Source organism: Mycobacteriales bacterium (assembly GCA_036497565.1).
Taxonomy (GTDB): Bacteria; Actinomycetota; Actinomycetes; order Mycobacteriales; family QHCD01; genus DASXJE01.
This window is the reverse complement of the sequence record DASXJE010000171.1, coordinates 1-17,401: the sequence shown is the minus strand read 5'-3', so window position 1 is coordinate 17,401 and position 17,401 is coordinate 1. Positions and strand designations below refer to the sequence as shown.

Sequence of the window (17,401 nt, the reverse complement as noted above, 5' to 3'; positions counted from 1 at the left end):
GACGATGGTGTCCACCTGGCCGTTGACGTTCGGGTTCCAGGAGGTGATCGTCCCGTTCGTCGCGCTGAAGGAGAACACGTTGTTGCGCGTGACGGTGGCACTGCCCTTCTTCACCTGGGTGAACCTTCCTACGGCGTACATCGTGCTGCCGCACTGCGCCAGATGACGGATCTGCTCGACCGAGCCGTCCGTGCCGCTGGTCGCGATCTGCGGCGTCCACGACGCGGGCACCCCACCGGGTGGCCCGCCGGCCGCCGCACCGGCCGGAGCGGCGATCCCTACTCCGGCCGCGACGACTGCCGCCGCAACTGCACCGACAAGCCTGACCCTCATCCGACGTCCCCTTCGAAAACCTGGCGAAAACGAAGTACCGATCTGCGGGCGCGAACGCCGAGCCAGAGCCAGCCGCATTACCAACCCCCATTACTCCCGATCACATATGGATCGAGTCGTGTCATGTCGCCGAGAATGTAAGAAAAGTCGTTGCCTGTCCGCAGACAAGTCCACAAATTGACGCCGTTCAGTCACGAGGCTTCCGCCAATGGGAGCACGATCGTTGATGCGTTGATACATCGGCGGGGGCCAGGGCACACAGAGGGTTACGTCTTGGTGACGCGGCGATGACCATCCCGAACCCGGCCGACGCAGCTGCCCCGTCGTCCCCACCGACCCCGCGATCAGCGGGTGGTGGGCTCACGGTTCAGACCAGACGAAATGCGTAGCGATGGCAGAACTGTCGGAGCCGAGTAACGATCTCGATCCCTAGGCGTCGGCCGGTGCCGCCGCTCCGACCGGCTGCAGCAGCCGGTGCGGCGCCCGCAGCGAACGAGCGACCGCGTCATCGCGGACCGCGCGTTTGTGGCCGGCGGCCGGCCGCATCTCGATGTCCTCGACCGCCACCACCCGACCGCAGGCCGGGCACGCGCTGCTCATGTCGAGCCGGGTGCCGCAGACAGCGTGGTGGAAGGTGCGCGACGGGCCGCTCGTCGTGGCGTGCCGCTCGCCCCAGCGGGCGAGCCCGTGCACGGCCGGCCACAGCTCCCGTCCGGCATCGGTGAGCACGTAGTCATATCGCACCGGCGCTTGCTGGTACGGCGTCCGGCGCAGCACCCCGGCCTCGGTGAGCGACGCCAGCCGCGCGGTGAGCACCGCCCGCGGAATGTCGAGGTGGGTGAGGAAGTCGTTGAACCGGCGTACGCCGTAGAAGGCGTCCCGGACGATCAGCAGGCTCCACCGCTCCCCCAGGACCTCGAGAGCGCGCGCCAGCGAGCAGTCCTGCAGTGCGTAATCGGTTCCCAGCGCCATCTCGCCAGTGTAGCAATAAGTTCAATGAGCAGACCTGCTGTGCTACCGTCTGTGGGTTCGTTCATCAGACCTACAGGGGTTGCCGCGATGACCGCACAGCCGACGACCACCGGAAGCCAGCTGTCCGAGCCCGCCGCAAGTGGCTTCGATGCGCAGATCGGCCCGGACCAGCCATTCGCCGGCTCCCGGGCCACCCTGATCGCCGTGAGCCTCGGCACCCTGGTGGCGCTGATGACCTTCACCGCACCGACCACCACGCTCGCGGCCACCGCCGCCGGACTGCACGCCGGTTCCGTCGCGCAGATCTGGATGTTCACGGGTACGCCGGTCGGCCTTGCCGCATTGCTGCTCACCGCCGGGAGCCTGGCCGACGCGCGCGGCCGGCGGCGGGTGTTCGGCGCCGGCGCGGTGCTCCTCGCGATGTCCTCCGTGCTGGCGGCGGCCGCTCCGGACACTGCGGCATTCCTTGCCGGTCGGGTCCTGCAGGGCGTCGCGAGCGCGGCGCTGCTGACCGCCGGACTCGGCCTGATCGCGGCCGCGTATCCGGCCGGTCTGCACCGGATCCGCGCCACCGGCATCTGGGGCGCGATGGTCGGCGCGGGCATCGCCCTCGGCCCGGTCTACGCAGCGGTGCTGTCCGACGCTGCAGGCTGGCGCGCGATCTACTGGGGCCTGGCGATCCTGTCCGGCGTGGTGCTGGCGTTGGTCGTCGGCGGCGTACCCGAGTCACGCGCCCCGCACCCGCGTGCCCTGGACATCTACGGTGCGGTCGTGCTCGGCATCGGGATCGCCTGCCTGGTCGCGGGTTTCGGCGAGGGACGCGACGGCTGGGCCCGGTGGCCGGTCGTCGTACTGGTGCTCGCCGGGCTGACCATGACCGCGCTCTTCTGGCGGATCGAGAAGTACGTCGCCGAACCGATGCTCGACCCGACGTTGCTGCGCAACAGCGCGTTCCTCGCCGCGTGCACCGGGGCCTTCGTGACGGGGCTCGCGGTCGTCTCACTGATGAGCTTCGTGCCCACGCTGCTGCAGGTGACGATCGGCATGACCCCGCTGGACACCGGCCTGATCCTCGCGGTCTGGTCCGGACTTTCGGTGGTGTCCGCCCTGCAGACCCGGCGACTGGCCGGCCGGCTGCCGGCCGCGGGCCTGGTCGCCGCCGGTCTGCTGCTCACCGGACTCGGCGAGGTCGCGCTCTACGGACTGCGCGCCGGCGGCGGGTTCGCCCACCTGGTGCCGGGTCTGGCGGTCGCAGGCATCGGCACCGGGGTGGTGAACGCGGCCCTCGCCCAACTTTCCGTGAGCAGCGTCCCCGCAGGCCGCGCGGCGATGGGCTCCGGCGCCAACAACACCGCCCGCTACGTCGGTTCGGCCCTCGGTGTCGCCGTGGTCGTGTCGGTGAGTACGGCTGCCGACCCGGGATCGTCTACGGCACAGGCGTTCGCCGCGGGCGGGAATCATGCCGCGCTGCTGACCGCGGCGCTCTGCGTCGTCGGCGCCGCGGTCGTCCTACTCCTGCACCGTCGGGACGGCTCGACCGTTACGCCGTGACGACGGCCGCGCATCAACCCCGAAAACGATAGGTGCGCGTCCATACTTGCGCGGTGGCACGTCTCGCCCTGCGGACGGTGACCGGCGTACTCGGACTCGCGCTCGCCGTGGGAACGACCGTGGCCTGCACCGGGCACCCCGACGCAACCACCGTCCGGCCGGTGCCGGCGACGCACGCGGCACCGATCGCCGGGGCCGATGCAATGACGTGCGAGGGTCCGATCGACGCCCTCAATCGGCTCGAGCCGAGCATGCACTCCGTGTCCGGGGTGGTCGCCGTCGATACCGATCACACGCTGCAGGCCTCGTCGTCCGGTCAGTCGGACCCCCGCTGGGCGCTCTTCGCGAAGACGGCTCTGGTCGTGCGCGTCGGCAAGCCGTTCGAGCTCGTCATACCCCGGGCATGGCAGAGCCGGGCCGCTGTCGACTGGGGCAACGACGGACCGCGGCAGATCACCGACCACCTGCAGGTGCGCGGCTGCACGCCCGTCGGCGCGCACGGGAAGTGGTTGGTCTACCCGGGCGGCTTCTGGGTCGCCCGACCGGCCTGCGTGCCGATCGTCGTGAAGACCGCCACGTCGAGCCGCACCGTGCATGTCTCGGTCGGCACCCGCTGCCCCACCTCGGGCGACTAGCCGGCGGCATCCTCCGATCGGAGGATGCGCCGTCCACCTGACGGCAAGCCGATCGCGCCCGACCATCCGATGTGCCGAGCCATTGACCCGCGGCAGTCTCGATGCCATGACAAGAACCTCGCCCGACACGGGCGCTGCCGCCATCAGCGTGCAGCATCTGCGCAAGACCTACGGCGACATCGTCGCCGTGGACGACGTCTCCTTCGAGGTGCAGCCCGGGGAGATCTTCGGCATCCTCGGGCCGAACGGCGCCGGGAAGACCACGACGGTCGAATCCCTGATGGGGCTACGCCGTCCCGACTCCGGCCGGATCAGCGTGCTCGGCCTCGACCCGCGAACCGACCGGACCGCATTCACCGAGGCGGTCGGCGTCCAGCTGCAGACCTCGCAACTGCCGGAGAAGATCCGGGTCGGCGAGGCCATCGAGCTCTACCGGTCGTTCTACGACGACCCGGTGGACGGCGACGAGCTACTCGACCAGCTGGGCCTGTCGGCGACCAGACGGCTGCGCTACGGGAAGCTCTCGGGCGGCCAGCAGCAGCGGCTCGCCATCGCGCTCGCTCTCATCGGCCGGCCGCGGATCGCCGTACTCGACGAGCTGACCACCGGACTCGACCCGCAGGCCCGCCGCGACACGTGGGACCTGATCGCCGGGATCCGGGACCGCGGCGCGACGGTGGTGCTCGTCACCCACTTCATGGAGGAGGCCGAATACCTCTGCGACCGGCTGGCCGTCATCGACCGCGGCCGGGTCGTCGCCGGAGGAACCACGTCGGAACTGATCGAGCAGGCGACCGGCCGGTCCCGTATCAAGTTCCGGCCGGCCAAGCCGTTCCCCGATTCGCTGCTGACCGAGCTCCCCGAGGTGACGTCGCTCACCCGGGCCGGCGCCACCGTGACCATCACGGGTCAGGGCGAGGTGTTGCAGGCGGTGACCGCACGACTCGGCCGCGCCGGCATCGTCGCCCACGACCTGCGGGTGCACCAGGCCGACCTGGACGACGCCTTCATCGCACTCACCGGGCGGGGTGAACCGTCCGGCCGACCTACGACCGAATCCCTCGACACCGAGACCTCCGTCCGATCAGGAGCTTCGACATGACCAGCCTCATCGCCGTATCGGACCGCCCCGCCGTCGGGCGCCGGGCCGGCCACCCGACCCGCGCCGTGCTGCGCAACGAGACCCGCCTGATTCTCCGCGACCCCGTGGGACTGCTCTGGGGACTGGTGGTGCCGCTGATCGCGTTCGTCGCCATCAGCCGGATCAGCGCACTCCGCCACCCCGAGGCGGGACTCGGCGGCGCCAGCTACCTGGCCACCTACCAGCCGATCATCATCGTCTTCTCGCTGACGATCCTCGCGATCAACGGACTGCCGCCGATCCTCGGCTCCTACCGGGAACGCGGCGTCCTGCGTCGGCTGCAGGCCACCCCGATGCCGCCCGCCCGGCTGCTCTTCGTCCTGCTCACGATCCATCTGGTCGGAGCCGCCGCGGTGGCGGCCGTGATCCTCGCGGTGGGCACGATCGGCTCCGGCCTGGCGCTGCCCCATCAGCTGGCCGGCTGGATCCTGGCCTACCTGCTCACCGCGGTCGCGATGCTGGGACTCGGTGTCCTGATCGCGGCGCTCTCGCCGTCCGGCAAGATCGCGAACGGGGTCGGCGGCATCCTGACCTTCCCGCTGCTGTTCACCGCCGGGCTCTGGCTGCCACTTGCGGCGATGCCCCACGCGCTCGCCACCGTCAGTGACTACAGCCCGCTGGGTGCCGGCGTACGGGCGATGACCGCGGCGGCGGGAGGCCACTTCCCGCCGCTGTCGGCGCTCGGGACCCTGCTCGCCTACGCGGTGGTCTTCTGCGCGCTGGCGGTCCGGTTCTTCCGGTGGGAGTGACCGACCGGGTGGAACTGGACGACGGTGCGACCATGACCGACGTGAGTATTCGCCAGGCCGGCTCCGGCCCATCCGTACAGAAACTGCGGATGGGCCAGGGCCGGCCCGTCCTGCTCGGCTGGATGCGCCCGCTGCCCTACGCGCTGATCACCGCCTCGCTGTTGCTCGCCGGCATCTCCGACATGACCGACGGCACGCCGGGATGGCGGTTCGGTGCCGCGGCGGGCGTATCCGTCGTCGCCGCGGGGTGGACGTTCCTGATGCTCCGCCGGCGGAAGGACGCCGCGTCACTTTCCACCCGCCGCCTCGCCATCTATTTCGTGGTGCGGCTGGTCCTCACTGCGGCTCTGGTGGTCATCAATCCGTGGTTCGGCGTGTATGCGTGGTTCGGCTACCCGGAGGCGATCGCGTACTTCGCGATGCCGAGCGGGCTGCTCGCGATCGGTGGGACCGCCCTTGTCGCGGCTACCTCCTACCTCGGCGGGCCGCCGACCAGTGTCGGGACCTGGGTGCTCTACTTCATCCTCGTCGCGGGCAGCATCGCGCTGGTCGGGGCGATCGGGATCTCCACCCTTCGCCGGATCGACCAGCAGAGCGAACGCGACCGGATGATGGCCGACCTGGTCGAGACCAACGAGCGCCTGGCGGACGCGCTCCGCGAGAACCGCGGGCTGCAGAACCAACTGGTCACCCAGGCACGCGAGGCCGGAGTGCTCGACGAGCGGGCCCGGCTGGCCGGCGAGATCCACGACACCCTGGCGCAGGCGCTCACCGGGATCATCACCCAGCTCGAGGCGGCCGGCGGTGCCGGCGAGGTCCGCCGGGACGATCCCCGGCACGTGACGGCGGCGATCGGCCTGGCGCGCAGCGGACTGGCCGACGCCCGCCGTTCGCTGCACGCGCTCCGGCCGGAGCCTCTGGTCGGATCCCGGCTGCCGGAGGCGGTCTCCGAGACCGCGGCACAGTGGTCCGCGCTCTCCGGCGTACCGGTGAGGCTCGATGTCACCGGAACCGTCGTCCCGCTCGATGCCGATCGGGAGATCGCTGCGTTGCGGGCGGCGCAAGAGGGCCTCGCGAACGTCGGCAAGCACGCCCGCGCCACGAAGGTAGGACTGACGCTGTCCTATCTGGAGAACGAGTTGCTCATCGATGTCCGCGACGACGGAATCGGCTTCTCCCCGCTTGACGTAGCGCGGTCCGGCGGTGGCCATTCGGTCGGGCTGCACACGATGCGGGAACGGCTGGCCCGAGCCGGCGGCGAACTGCAGATCGAGAGCGAGCCCGGTGAAGGCACGGCACTCGTCGCCCGGGTGCCCTTCGGACGAGGAGATCAGCGCCGATGACATCGACCGACGACGTCATCCGGCTGCTGATCGTCGACGATCATCCGGTGGTGCGTGACGGCCTACGCGGCATCTTCGAGGCCACCGACGGACTGGAGGTTGTGGGCGAGGCGGGTGACGGATCCACCGCACTGTCGATGGCGCTGGCCCTCGACCCGGACGTCGTACTGATGGATCTGCGGATGCCCGGCGTCGGCGGGGTGGACGCGATCCGGTCGTTGCGGGAACGCTCGGTGCGGGCGCGGGTACTGGTGCTGACCACCTACGACTCCGACAGCGACGTACTTCCCGCCGTGCAGGCCGGGGCGACCGGATACCTGCTCAAGGACGCCCCGAGCTCGGAGCTGATCCGGGCCGTGCGGTCAGCGCATCGCGGAGAGGCGGTGCTGTCGCCGTCGGTCGCCGGCACGCTGATGACGCAGGTGGGTTCGGTCGAGGCAGCGCCGGAACGGCCGACACTGAGTCCGCGCGAGGTCCAGGTGCTGCGACTTGTCGCGGCCGGAAAGACCAACCGGGAGGCGGCGGCCGCGCTCTTCGTCAGCGAGACGACGGTCAAGACGCACCTGCTGCACCTCTACGCCAAACTCGACGTCCGCGACCGCGCGGCGGCGGTCGACGCCGCGCACCGGCTCGGCCTGCTGCGCTGACGGAGGCGGTCCCGGACGCTATGGCGTCCAGTCGGGGTCGCGGCCCAACGTGGCGACGACGCGGTCGAGCAGGTCGGTGCTCGAGGTCGGCACGCTCGGGCGGAACGGCAGCCGTGCGTCGGAGCCCTTCGCCTCCTCGGGAACCCCCTCGGCGACGGTGAGCGCCGCCTGCACGACGTCTGGGGCGAAGTCGGCCGCGATGCCGAGCGACTTCGCGACGTCCCAGCCGTGGGCCACGTAGTCGACGAGGTGGAAGCCGATCGCCGTCGTGGCAGGCAGGCTCATGCCGCCGCGAACCTCGGGCAGATACATGGTGCCCTCGAGCAGTCCGGGCGTGCTGAACGCCTCGATCACCCGGCGGGCCGACGCCTCGTAGTCCGCGGCCGCCCGGTCCCCCACCGGCCGGTCGGCGAAGACGGCCGGATCCTGACTGTGGCCCTCCGCGGCGGCGGCGAATCCGTAGTGCTGGCCGATCATGTGGGCAAGCAGCGTGCCGAGAGTCCAGCCGGCGCACGGCGTCGGCCGATCGAGGTCGTCGCGACCAACCTTGCCGACGATCCCGACCGTGGTCTCGACAGCGCGTCGATCGCCGTCCAGCACATCGCTCATGGCAGCAGACTCCTTCTGTTGCAGATCAGGTGTAATCCCTACATGGCGTTGGCGCCGATCACGACGGTGGCGCTCAGTTCGTCCGAGCCGGCCACCCGCGGGATCAGCCCGCTGGCCGCGACGGCCGCGGCGGCGTCGCCCGCCTGGCCTTCGCCGGTCTCGAAGAGCAGGTGGCCGCCGGGGGCCAGCCAGCGAGGCGCGTCGGCGATCACCCGCCGCAGGACGTCGAGACCGTCCACGCCCCCATCGAGCGCCACCGGCGGTTCGTGCACGCGGGCCTCGGGTGGCATCAGCGCGACCGAGCCGGTGGGCACGTAGGGGGCGTTGGCGACCAGGATGTCGATGCGCCCCCGGAGCGCGGCGGGGAGCGGCTCGAAGAGGTCACCCTCGTAGACCCGGCCGCGGTCACCGACGTTGCGGCGGGCGCACCGCACCTCGGCGGGGTCGACGTCTACGGCGTACAACTCGACCCGGTCGAGTGCCGCGAGCAACGCGACGCCGACCGCGCCCGAGCCGCAGCACAGGTCGACGACGACGGTGGGTCGGGCGTCGGTGCCCGGACCGGCGAGCGCGGCGGCCTGCTGCACGAGGAACTCGGTGCGGCGGCGCGGGACGAAGACTCCGGGCTCTATGGCGATGCGCAGGCCGCAGAACTCGGCCCAGCCGAGGATCTGCTCGAGCGGCAGGCCCGCTGACCGCCGCTCGACCATGGCGTCGAGGTCGGCCGGCGTGCGGGCCGCGGAGATCAGCAGCCGCGCCTCGTCCTCGGCGAAGACACAGCCGGCGGCCCGGAGCCGGGCGACGACCGCCGACTGCGGCTGTGCGGATGGGTCGGCCGGCATGGTCAGTTGCTGTAGACCCTGGTCGGCGTCACCAGCACCGCGGTGCGGCCCTGCTCGGCCATGACCCGGTCGTACTCGTCCCAGTCGTCGTGGGTGCCGCCGGCGCCGACGAAGACCGCACGCAGCAGCAGTCGCCGCCCGTCGTCGTCGACCTCCGGATGCGGGTCGTCGGGTCCGAACAGCTGCGCGCTTCCCTCGACGGTCGCCCATTGCCAGCCGGCCCGGAACGTCGCCGCGAGCTGCGGCCGCTGCCGCAGGTTGGCGAGCTTCACCTTGCCGTAGGTGACGAACCCCAACACCTGCTCACCCGTCAGCGGGTGCGCAAGCACGCCGGCGTTGACGACCGACGACTGGATCGTGCCGTCGGCGCGGGATGTGGAGATTACGGCCAGCCCGTTCTCGCGCCGACCGAGATCGGCGGCTTCGGCGAGTGTCGTCACCTGACCAGCTTGCCACGCCCGATGCTCAGTCCGGCAGAAGCGGCACGCTCAGCGGCTCCCGCTTGCCGAGCAGTACGCCGCGGGTGATCGACGTGCTGCCGTAACGGTCGCGGACGAGGTCGACCGCCCGGTCGAGGCTGACCGTGTCGGGTCGGTCGAACGGCAACTCGAGCTGCACGGCATCGGAGTTGTCGAGGTTGGCCAGCGCGATGCCGATGAGGGTGATCCCCCGCTCCCGGATCAGGCCGGCGTTGCTGTGCAGGAGCGTTTGCAGCGCGGCGAGTACGACGGCCGTGTCCGCGGTCGGCGCGGGCAGGGTGTGGGAGCGGGTCGCGCGGGTGAAGTCGGAGAAGCGCAGCCGCAGCACGACCGTGCGGCACACCCGGTCGGCGGACCGCAGCCGCCGACACACCCGGTCGACCAGGGTGATCAGCCGGGCCTCGAGGTCGTCGCGCGAGAGACCGCGTTGGCCGAGCGCGGACTGCGAGCCGATCGAGCGCCGCCGGCGGCCGACGACGACCGGTCGCGGGTCGCGGTTGTGGGCCAGGGCGTGCAGGTGGCGGCCCGACGCGGGGCCGAGCATCGAGACGAGGGTGCGCTCCTCGAGCGCGGCCACCTGCGCCACGGTGACGATGCCCAAGGCGTAGAGCTTCTCCGCCGTGACCCGTCCGACGCCCCACAGCCGCTGGACCGGCAGCGGGTGCAGGAACGCCAACTCGCCGTCGAGGGGTACGACGAGCAGCCCGTCCGGCTTGGCCACGCCGCTGGCGACCTTGGCGAGGAACTTCGTGCGCGCGACGCCGACCGTGATCGCGAGCCCGACCCGGTCGCGGACCGCTTCGCGCAGCCGGGCGGCGACCTCCGGCGCCGGACCCCGGATGTGCCGCAGTCCGTGGACGTCGAGGAACGCCTCGTCGATGGAGATGGGCTCCACCACCGGACTCGTGTCGTCGAACACCGCGAACACCGCCTTGCTCGCCGCGGAGTACGCCTTCATGCGCGGCGGGACGACGACCGCGTCCGGGCAGAGCGCGCGAGCCTGACGACCGCCCATCGCCGTACACACGCCCCTGGCCTTCGCCTCGTAGCTGGCGGCGAGCACCACCCCCGCGCCGACGATCACCGGCCGGCCTCGCAGCCGGGGGTTGTCGCGCTGCTCGACCGACGCGTAGAACGCGTCGAGGTCAGCGTGCAGGATTCCCGGCCCGTCGGACACGGCCCATGATCGCACATATGTTCGAATGAGCGCCAGAACTTCCGTCTGGTCGACGGCGCCGGGCCGCGGAATGCAGACTTATCGACATGGCCACGCTGGTGTCGGTCAACGTCGGCCTTCCCCGGGATGTGGCCTGGCACGGCAAGACGGTGCACACCGGGGTCTGGAAGTCCTCCGTCGAGGGCAGTCACATGGCCCGTCGGCTCAACATCGACGGGGACGGGCAGGGCGACCTGGACGGGCACGGTGGTGAGTTCCGCGCGATCTACGTCTACCAACTCGACTCCTACGACTACTGGGCCGACCGGATGGGCCGCGACGATTTCGTCCACGGACAGTTCGGGGAGAACTTCACCGTCACCGGGCTGGCCGACGACGAGGTCTGTATCGGCGACCGCTACCGCGTCGGGGGCGCCGTCGTCGAGGTGACCCAGCCGCGGGTCACCTGTTACCGGGTCGGCATCCGCATGGACGAGCCGCGGATGGCGGCTCTGCTGACCAGTAGCGGCCGGACCGGCTTCTACCTCCGCGTACTCGAGGAGGGGCTCGTCGAGGCCGGGCAGGAAATGGTGAAGGTCGCCGACGGCCCGGAGCACATGACGGTCGCCGAGGCGAATGCGCTGCTCTACCGGCCGCAGCATCCGCGACCGGCCCTGCAACGGGCGCTGCGGATCCCGGCACTCAGCCCCGGCTGGCAGGCGTCGTTCCAGGCACTGCTCGACGCGCCACCGGGCGGAGGCAACGCCGGCCTCACCGCGAACGCGGGTCCGCCACCCGCCTGGCCGAGCTTCCGGTCCGCGCGCATCGTCGAACGACGCCAGGAGAGCGCGACCGTGTGGTCGTTCGTCCTCGAACTCGACGCCGCCGACCCACCGGACCACGAGTCGAACGGCGCCGCCGGGTTGCCCGGGCAGTTCGTCACGGTGCGGCTGCGGCCCGACCCGGACGGTCCACCGGTGCTCCGCAGCTATTCGCTGTCCCATCCTCCTGAGCAACGCCGGTTGCAGATCAGCGTCAAACGCGAGGACCAGGGAGTGGGCAGTCGGTATCTCGTCGACCGGGACCGGGTCGGCGAGACGATCGATGTCGCGGCTCCGCGCGGCGGCTTCATCCTGCATCCGGGCACCGGACCGGTCGTGTTGTGGAGCGCAGGAATCGGCGCCACACCCGTCTTGGCGATGCTGGAAGCCCTCGCCGCCGAGCACTCCGATCGCGACGTGTGGTGGCTGCACGGGGCACGCGACCGTGCCGAACATCCGTTCGCCGGACTCGTCGACGACCTGCTCGCCGGTCTGCCGCATGCCCACCGCTCCGTCCGCTATAGCAGGCCCGGACCGGATGACCGCCTCGGCGCGGATTACGACGCGGCCGGCCGGCTCACCGCGGAAGCGATGACCGACCTCGATCTGCCCCGCGACGCCGAGCACTACCTGTGTGGCCCGTCCGGCTTTCTCGAGGAGCTCTCGGCCGGGTTGGCGTCGATGGGTGTCCCTCCGCAACGCGTCCGCACCGAAATCTTCGGCGCGGCGCCGGGTCTCGAGCCGGGGATCGTGCAGACTCCCGCGCGGCCACCGCACGAACCAGCCGGGGCACCGGGGACCGGCCCGCTCGTGTCGTTCGCCCGCAGCGGCGTAAGCACCCACTTCGACACGGGCTACGCCAGCCTGCTGGAGCTGGCCGAGGCCTGTGACGTCCCGGTCCGCTGGTCGTGCCGGACCGGCGTCTGCCACAACTGCGAGAGCAACCTGCTCGCCGGCGAGATCGCCTACTCCCCCGATCCGATCGATGCGCCGGCGCAGGGCCGCCTACTCATCTGCTGCTCACAGCCGACCTCCGAGGTCGTCCTCGACCTCTAGCGCGGCCGTCCGCCGCCGGCCGCCGCCCCCCTCTCCGGTGATCAAGAGGGGATTTCGGCACGAAACGCCGTACGAATCCCCTCTTGATCATGGGAGGGGGCGGACGGGGTGCGGAGTTCGTCGAGCCGCACGAAGACGACACCCAGGACGATGAGCGCGCCGCCGGCGAACTGCACGGCCGCCGGCACCTGGCCGAGCAGGAGCCACGCAAAGAGCACCGCGCAGACCACCTCCGTCAGCCCGACGAAGGAGGCCAGCTTGGCGCCGAGCCGCCGTGCGGCCGCGATCCCGGCGACGTAGGCGATGACCGCGGCGACCAGCGAAAGTCCCAGCAACGGGACCAGCCAGCTCACCCGGTGATGAATCAGCGTGACGTCGGTGAGCGGCGCGCGCATGGGCAGGATGCCGATGGCGCCGAGCACGATCAGCGCGACCGCACCGATGCTCATGCCTCCCCACGCCACCACCAGCGGCGGCGCCGGCTCGTCGGCGTGGGCGGACAGCACGAAGTAGACGGCCAGCCCGAACGCGGCGCCCAGCCCCCACAGCACACCGATGGGATCGAGGCGGTGCGCGCCGGCCAGATCGAGAATCAGCACCAGTCCCAGGATCGCGATCACTCCGCCGATGACGGTCAGCCGGCGCGGCCGCTGTCCGTGCCGCATCCACAGCCAGCCGACGACCACGATCGTGCCGAGGTATTCGAGCAGCAGTGCCACCCCCACCGACAGGTGGGCGACGGCGTTGAAGTAGAAGAGCTGACACCCGGCGACCGCCACCAGACCGTAGGCGGCGATCGTCTTGGCGCTGCGGAGCAGTAGTGACCACCGACCGCGCAGTGCCACGACGGCCGGGACGGTCAGGACGAGCGCGGCCACCGTGATCCGGGCGGTGACGGCGGCACCGGGGCTCCACCCGGCGTCGAGCAGCGACGCCGCGAACGTTCCGGACGTGCCGAACGTCGCGGCCGACAGGATCGCGAGCGCCAGACCGGCACCACCCGCCCGCTGCTGCATGACCGACCCTCCCATTAGTCGCTGGCTGTAAGCATCAACCTGACCTACACTCATTACCCTGACCACACCGTAGCGACCCGTGCCGAAAGGAGTCAAGGTGCTTTTTGCCCATGACACCGAGGTGGCGCTCCTGGCCGCCACGGCGCTGGTGAACACCGCCCAGGAGCCCGACGAGCTCCCGGACGTCGCCGCCCTCGACGAGTTCGTCGAGACCTGGGGGTGGACCGGCACCCACCGTCGGGACCAGCGCGAACTGGACGCGGTGCGCGCCCTGCGGCCACGGCTGCGGCGACTGTGGGACCTCGACGAACACGACGCGGTCGAGCTGGTCAACCAGCTGCTCCGCCAGTCGCGCGCCCTGCCGCAGCTGGTCACCCACGACGACTGGGACTACCACCTGCACGCGACTTCCGCGGACGCCCCGCTCGCCGAGCGGATGGCGGTCGAGGCGGCGATGGCGCTCGTCGACGTCATTCGGCAGAAGGAGTTGAGCCGGCTGCAGACCTGTGCCGCCGACGATTGTCACGACGTCCTGGTCGACCTGTCCAAGAACCGGTCCCGGCGCTTCTGCAGCACGTCGTGCGCCAACCGGACGAATGTGGCGGCCTTCCGCGCGCGTCAGGTCGGCCGCAGGACCTGATTGCCCACTTGCCTTTCTGGCAGGAATTTCATGTCGACTGTCGGCCTTGCCCATCGCAGGGCCGCACCCGATCGAGAACCGTGGAGCACATGATTCGCTACCGAGACCTGAACCGGGGCGTCGTGCTGGCGTGGTCGGCGCTGGTCGTCGTCTATCTGGTGTGGGGGTCGACGTACCTCGCCATCCGCGTCGGCGTCCGCGACCTCCCGCCCGGGATCATGGCCGGAATCCGCTATCTCATCGCGGGTGCGCTGCTCTACCCGGTCGCGATCCGGACCGGTGACGCGCAGACGCGTGCCGTCGACCGACCGGGGCGGAAGCAGTGGCTGGCCTGCGGTGTCGTCGGGCTGCTCCTGCTCGTACTGGGCAACGGCGGTGTCAGCGTGGCGGAACAGACCGTCCCCTCCGGACTCGCCGCGCTCCTCGTCGCAACCGTGCCGCTGTGGATGATCCTGTTCGCGGTGCCGATCCAGCACCAGCGCATCGGCGGGCGGGCAGCGATGGGCCTCCTGCTCGGGCTGATCGGGGTCGCCGTGCTCGCCGGCGGCGGTCTTCAAGGCGGCCCGCTGAGCGGCGCCCTGATCGTGCTCGGCGCCTCCGCCGCCTGGGGCCTCGGCTCGGTGCTCGGCCACCGGCTCCCCCTGCCGCGGCGGGTGCTCGTGGCCGCCGCGATCGAGATGCTCATCGGCGGCGTGATCCTGCTGGTCGCGGCCGCGGTCGGGGGTGAATTCGCCCACGTGCGCTGGGGCGACGTACATGCGACGTCGTGGTTCGCGCTGATCTGGCTGATCCTGCCGGGCTCGATCCTCGCGTTCACCGCATACGGCTACTCACTGGCGCACCTGCCGGTGTCGACCGTTTCCACCTATGCCTACGTCAATCCGGTCGTCGCCGTGATCCTGGGCACCGCACTGCTCAACGAGGCGTTCGGACCCCGGGAGATACTCGGTGCAGTGCTGGTCGTCGCGTCGGTGGCTCTCACCCTGCACCACACGAGCAAACCCACCGACGAACGGGAGCAACGGGAGTCTCCAGCCCCGCTGGAGCGAACGAGCAGCGACGGCTGACAGGAAGGCGAATCCATGACCATCGCGCTGTCCATCCTCGACCTGGCGCCCATCCGGGACGGGGAGACCGCCGGCGAAAGCCTCAACGCCAGTGTGGCGTTGGCGCAACTCGCCGAGGGGGCCGGCTATCGGCGGGTCTGGTACGCCGAGCACCACAACATGCCGAGCATCGCGTCGTCGGCGACCAGCGTCCTCATCGCCCACGTCGCCGCCAATACGAGCAGCATCCGACTGGGCGCGGGCGGGATCATGCTTCCCAATCACGCCCCGCTGACCATCGCCGAGCAATTCGGCACCCTCGAGGCCCTGCACCCGGGCCGCATCGATCTCGGGTTGGGCCGTGCTCCCGGCTCGGACCAGAACACCATGTTCGCGCTGCGGCGTGACCCGACGTCGGCCGATCGGTTCCCCGACGACGTCCTGGAACTGCAGGGCTATCTCACCGGCGAGACCCGGATCGCGGGCGTGAACGCCACGCCCGGCCGCGGCAGCAACGTGCCGCTGTACATCCTCGGCTCGTCGCTGTTCGGTGCGCGGCTGGCCGCCGTACTCGGACTCCCCTATGCGTTCGCCTCCCACTTCGCCCCGGCGGCGCTGCAGGACGCCGTCGCGATCTACCGGCAGGAGTTCCGCCCGTCCGCGCAGCTCGATCGGCCGCATGTCATCGCCGGCGTGAACGTCGTTGCCGCCGACAGCACCGCCGAAGCCGAGCGGCAGTTCCACATCGCCAAACGAGCCCGGGTCAATGCCCTCCTCGCCCGCGGTCGGCGAGTGAGCGACGAGGACGCCGACCTGATCCTCGAATCCCCTGAGGGACAACGCATCCAGCAGATGATGATCTACTCCGCCGTGGGTACGCCGACCGAAGTCGCCGACTACCTCGACGACTTCGCCAAGCACGCCGATGCCGACGAACTCATCGTCGCCCATCAGTCGCCGAGCATCGAAACCCGACTCCGCTCCGTGGAGCTCCTCGCCCAGACGATGAACTAGACCGCCTGTCCGCGGGAACTACGCAGCCCCCGGTGGTGGTGGTGGCCATCAACGTGCGCCGTACTCGCATCGGAGGCCAGATTGTGCGAGTAGCGCACGCTGTCGCGCTGGCGTCGGTGGGCTGGCGGGGTTTGGTGGGCATCATCGGACGCTGCACTCGCATCGGAGGGCTGGATATGCGAGTAGCGCGTCCGATGTTCGCCATCGGCCGGCAGGTGCGGTGGGGCTGGTCATCATCGTGCGCCGTGCTCGCATGCGGGCCTCATTTGTGCGGGTAGGGCACACGATGTTGCACCGTCCGTTCAGCTGGTGGTGACCAATTCGGGTGTGCGCCGGCGTGCGGTGGGTGGTGGGTCGGGTGGGTCGGGCATGGCGGGGAGGTGGTGCAGCCGGTTGCGGCGGGGTGTTTGGGTGGGGTCGATCCAGGGTGGCGGCAGGAACTCGGGTAAGCCGTCGACGATGCGTGCCTGCCAGCCGTGGTGGTGGATGGTGCGGTGGTGGTGCCCGCACAGCAGCACCAGGTTGGTGATGGCGGTGGGTCCGCCGTCGGCCCAATGCTGAATGTGGTGTCCGTCGCACCAGGCGGCGGGGCGGTCGCAGCCGGGGAACGCGCAGCCGCGGTCCCGGGCGACGAGGGCGCGGCGGATGCCGACGGGGATGGTGTGGCTGGCCCGGCCGACGTCCAGGGGTTGGCCGGCGGTGCCGAGCAGCACGGGGATGAGTTGGGCGTCGCAGGCCAGCCGGCGCGCGGTCGCGGCGGTGACCGGACCGCCCCAGCCGAGGTCGGCGGCGCCCAGCTGCTTTTGGAGACTTTCCCAGTCGAGGGTGAGGGTGACCTGAGGCCGTTGCCCACCCGTCTCGGGAAGGTCGCCGGTCTGCAGGGCGCGGCGGGCCAACTCGATCAGGCCGTCCGCCGCCCGCCGACTCGGGCTTCTCGGGTCGGGTCCGTCGGCGGTGGACGGTGCCGGGCCGGTGAACGGGTCCAGCGCGGTGCGCAGCACCGCCGCCCCCTCCGCATCCAACCTGCCCCGGATGAGGGTCATCCCGTCCTGGTCCCGGCTCAGCGACAGTTCCCGGGCCCGGACGGCGTCCTCGTCATCGAGCGCGGCGCCGTCCGGGTCCAGGGTGGCGACCATCCGGCGGGCGATCTTCCCCAGCGTCGTCGTGTCCACGTCGCGGGCTTGGGCGGCGAGGAACGCTTCCGCGTGGGCGCGGGTGCGAGTGTCGACCCGGGCGGGGAGGCGGCGGATCGTCTCGCAGATCAACCGGGCCTGACCCGCCTCGATCGACCCCTCCGCCAACGCCGCCCCCGTCACCGGCAACGCCGCCGGCACGGTTTCCCCGGACGGGC

The 17,401-nt window shown here is 70.9% G+C and carries 18 protein-coding genes; 10 read left to right on the top strand and 8 right to left on the bottom strand.

Annotated elements, in window-relative coordinates; translation table 11 throughout:
- Positions 1 to 333, bottom strand: a 333-nt coding sequence (locus VGH85_14475; protein HEY2175010.1) for a hypothetical protein, incomplete at its 3' end; no start/stop codon positions are given.
- A gap of 429 nt (positions 334 to 762) precedes the next feature.
- A complete protein-coding gene (locus VGH85_14470; GenBank protein HEY2175009.1) occupies positions 763 to 1,305 on the bottom strand; it encodes a helix-turn-helix domain-containing protein in 543 nt (180 codons plus the stop codon).
- An 87-nt stretch (positions 1,306 to 1,392) separates the two neighbouring features.
- Here VGH85_14470 and VGH85_14465 point away from each other — a divergent pair, with 87 nt between their 5' ends.
- The 6 genes from VGH85_14465 to VGH85_14440 all read left to right on the top strand — a co-directional run bounded on the left by VGH85_14465 (position 1,393) and on the right by VGH85_14440 (position 7,371).
- Positions 1,393 to 2,856, top strand: coding sequence for an MFS transporter (locus VGH85_14465; GenBank protein HEY2175008.1), 1,464 nt, complete (start codon positions 1,393 to 1,395; stop codon positions 2,854 to 2,856).
- 53 nt (positions 2,857 to 2,909) lie between these two features.
- Positions 2,910 to 3,491 (top strand): hypothetical protein, encoded by a 582-nt coding sequence (locus VGH85_14460; GenBank protein ID HEY2175007.1) that lies wholly within the window; start codon positions 2,910 to 2,912, stop codon positions 3,489 to 3,491.
- Positions 3,492 to 3,597: 106 nt separating this feature from the next.
- The gene (locus VGH85_14455) at positions 3,598 to 4,593 is read left to right on the top strand and encodes an ABC transporter ATP-binding protein (GenBank protein HEY2175006.1); all 996 of its coding nucleotides are present in this window, start codon (positions 3,598 to 3,600) and stop codon (positions 4,591 to 4,593) included.
- Positions 4,590 to 5,381 (top strand): ABC transporter permease, encoded by a 792-nt coding sequence (locus tag VGH85_14450; protein HEY2175005.1) that lies wholly within the window; start codon positions 4,590 to 4,592, stop codon positions 5,379 to 5,381. The genes VGH85_14455 and VGH85_14450 overlap by 4 nt, the downstream gene beginning before the upstream one ends.
- A complete protein-coding gene (locus VGH85_14445) occupies positions 5,372 to 6,724 on the top strand; it encodes a sensor histidine kinase (GenBank protein HEY2175004.1) in 1,353 nt (450 codons plus the stop codon). Before VGH85_14450 ends, VGH85_14445 begins: the two co-directional genes overlap by 10 nt.
- On the top strand, positions 6,721 to 7,371 hold the full coding sequence (locus VGH85_14440; protein ID HEY2175003.1) for a response regulator transcription factor: 651 nt from the start codon (positions 6,721 to 6,723) through the stop codon (positions 7,369 to 7,371). Before VGH85_14445 ends, VGH85_14440 begins: the two co-directional genes overlap by 4 nt.
- Before the next feature lie 18 nt (positions 7,372 to 7,389).
- Here the strand turns inward: VGH85_14440 and VGH85_14435 are convergent, their stop codons facing one another.
- The 4 genes from VGH85_14435 to dinB are packed head-to-tail and all read right to left on the bottom strand — an operon-like array spanning position 7,390 to position 10,478.
- Complete coding sequence (locus VGH85_14435; GenBank protein HEY2175002.1) at positions 7,390 to 7,980, bottom strand: TIGR03086 family metal-binding protein; 591 nt, start codon at positions 7,978 to 7,980, stop codon at positions 7,390 to 7,392.
- Between the two features lie 38 nt (positions 7,981 to 8,018).
- Positions 8,019 to 8,822 (bottom strand): putative protein N(5)-glutamine methyltransferase, encoded by an 804-nt coding sequence (locus tag VGH85_14430; protein HEY2175001.1) that lies wholly within the window; start codon positions 8,820 to 8,822, stop codon positions 8,019 to 8,021.
- Between the two features lie 2 nt (positions 8,823 to 8,824).
- On the bottom strand, positions 8,825 to 9,262 hold the full coding sequence (locus VGH85_14425; protein HEY2175000.1) for a TIGR03618 family F420-dependent PPOX class oxidoreductase: 438 nt from the start codon (positions 9,260 to 9,262) through the stop codon (positions 8,825 to 8,827).
- A 25-nt stretch (positions 9,263 to 9,287) separates the two neighbouring features.
- Positions 9,288 to 10,478 carry a DNA polymerase IV gene (dinB, locus tag VGH85_14420; GenBank protein ID HEY2174999.1) on the bottom strand — a complete coding sequence of 397 codons (1,191 nt, stop codon included), beginning with the start codon at positions 10,476 to 10,478 and terminating at the stop codon, positions 9,288 to 9,290.
- 86 nt (positions 10,479 to 10,564) lie between these two features.
- Between dinB and VGH85_14415 the strand changes: the two genes are divergently transcribed.
- A complete protein-coding gene (locus VGH85_14415) occupies positions 10,565 to 12,334 on the top strand; it encodes an MOSC and FAD-binding oxidoreductase domain-containing protein (protein ID HEY2174998.1) in 1,770 nt (589 codons plus the stop codon).
- A gap of 41 nt (positions 12,335 to 12,375) precedes the next feature.
- Here VGH85_14415 and VGH85_14410 read toward each other — a convergent pair whose 3' ends face one another.
- Positions 12,376 to 13,350, bottom strand: coding sequence for a DMT family transporter (locus VGH85_14410; protein HEY2174997.1), 975 nt, complete (start codon positions 13,348 to 13,350; stop codon positions 12,376 to 12,378).
- Between the two features lie 97 nt (positions 13,351 to 13,447).
- Between VGH85_14410 and VGH85_14405 the strand changes: the two genes are divergently transcribed.
- The 3 genes from VGH85_14405 (at position 13,448) to VGH85_14395 (ending at position 16,050) form a co-directional block, all read left to right on the top strand.
- The gene (locus VGH85_14405; protein HEY2174996.1) at positions 13,448 to 13,990 is read left to right on the top strand and encodes a CGNR zinc finger domain-containing protein; all 543 of its coding nucleotides are present in this window, start codon (positions 13,448 to 13,450) and stop codon (positions 13,988 to 13,990) included.
- Positions 13,991 to 14,079: 89 nt separating this feature from the next.
- Positions 14,080 to 15,057, top strand: coding sequence for an EamA family transporter (locus tag VGH85_14400; GenBank protein HEY2174995.1), 978 nt, complete (start codon positions 14,080 to 14,082; stop codon positions 15,055 to 15,057).
- Between the two features lie 15 nt (positions 15,058 to 15,072).
- Positions 15,073 to 16,050 carry an LLM class flavin-dependent oxidoreductase gene (locus VGH85_14395; GenBank protein ID HEY2174994.1) on the top strand — a complete coding sequence of 326 codons (978 nt, stop codon included), beginning with the start codon at positions 15,073 to 15,075 and terminating at the stop codon, positions 16,048 to 16,050.
- A 302-nt stretch (positions 16,051 to 16,352) separates the two neighbouring features.
- On the opposite strand, the gene VGH85_14390 is transcribed toward VGH85_14395, so the two are convergent.
- Positions 16,353 to 17,401, bottom strand: a 1,049-nt coding sequence (locus tag VGH85_14390) for a DUF222 domain-containing protein (GenBank protein ID HEY2174993.1), incomplete at its 5' end; no start/stop codon positions are given.

Excerpts from the sequence above, each read along its gene's own strand:
- VGH85_14470 (HEY2175009.1), bottom strand. The coding sequence starts at position 1,305 with ATGGCGCTGGGAACCGATTACGCACTGCAGGACTGCTCGCTGGCGCGC.
- VGH85_14465 (HEY2175008.1), top strand. The coding sequence starts at position 1,393 with ATGACCGCACAGCCGACGACCACCGGAAGCCAGCTGTCCGAGCCCGCC.
- VGH85_14455 (HEY2175006.1), top strand. The coding sequence starts at position 3,598 with ATGACAAGAACCTCGCCCGACACGGGCGCTGCCGCCATCAGCGTGCAG.
- VGH85_14450 (HEY2175005.1), top strand. The coding sequence starts at position 4,590 with ATGACCAGCCTCATCGCCGTATCGGACCGCCCCGCCGTCGGGCGCCGG.
- VGH85_14440 (HEY2175003.1), top strand. The coding sequence starts at position 6,721 with ATGACATCGACCGACGACGTCATCCGGCTGCTGATCGTCGACGATCAT.
- VGH85_14435 (HEY2175002.1), bottom strand. The coding sequence starts at position 7,980 with ATGAGCGATGTGCTGGACGGCGATCGACGCGCTGTCGAGACCACGGTC.
- VGH85_14430 (HEY2175001.1), bottom strand. The coding sequence starts at position 8,822 with ATGCCGGCCGACCCATCCGCACAGCCGCAGTCGGCGGTCGTCGCCCGG.
- VGH85_14415 (HEY2174998.1), top strand. The coding sequence starts at position 10,565 with ATGGCCACGCTGGTGTCGGTCAACGTCGGCCTTCCCCGGGATGTGGCC.
- VGH85_14410 (HEY2174997.1), bottom strand. The coding sequence starts at position 13,350 with ATGCAGCAGCGGGCGGGTGGTGCCGGTCTGGCGCTCGCGATCCTGTCG.
- VGH85_14400 (HEY2174995.1), top strand. The coding sequence starts at position 14,080 with ATGATTCGCTACCGAGACCTGAACCGGGGCGTCGTGCTGGCGTGGTCG.
- VGH85_14395 (HEY2174994.1), top strand. The coding sequence starts at position 15,073 with ATGACCATCGCGCTGTCCATCCTCGACCTGGCGCCCATCCGGGACGGG.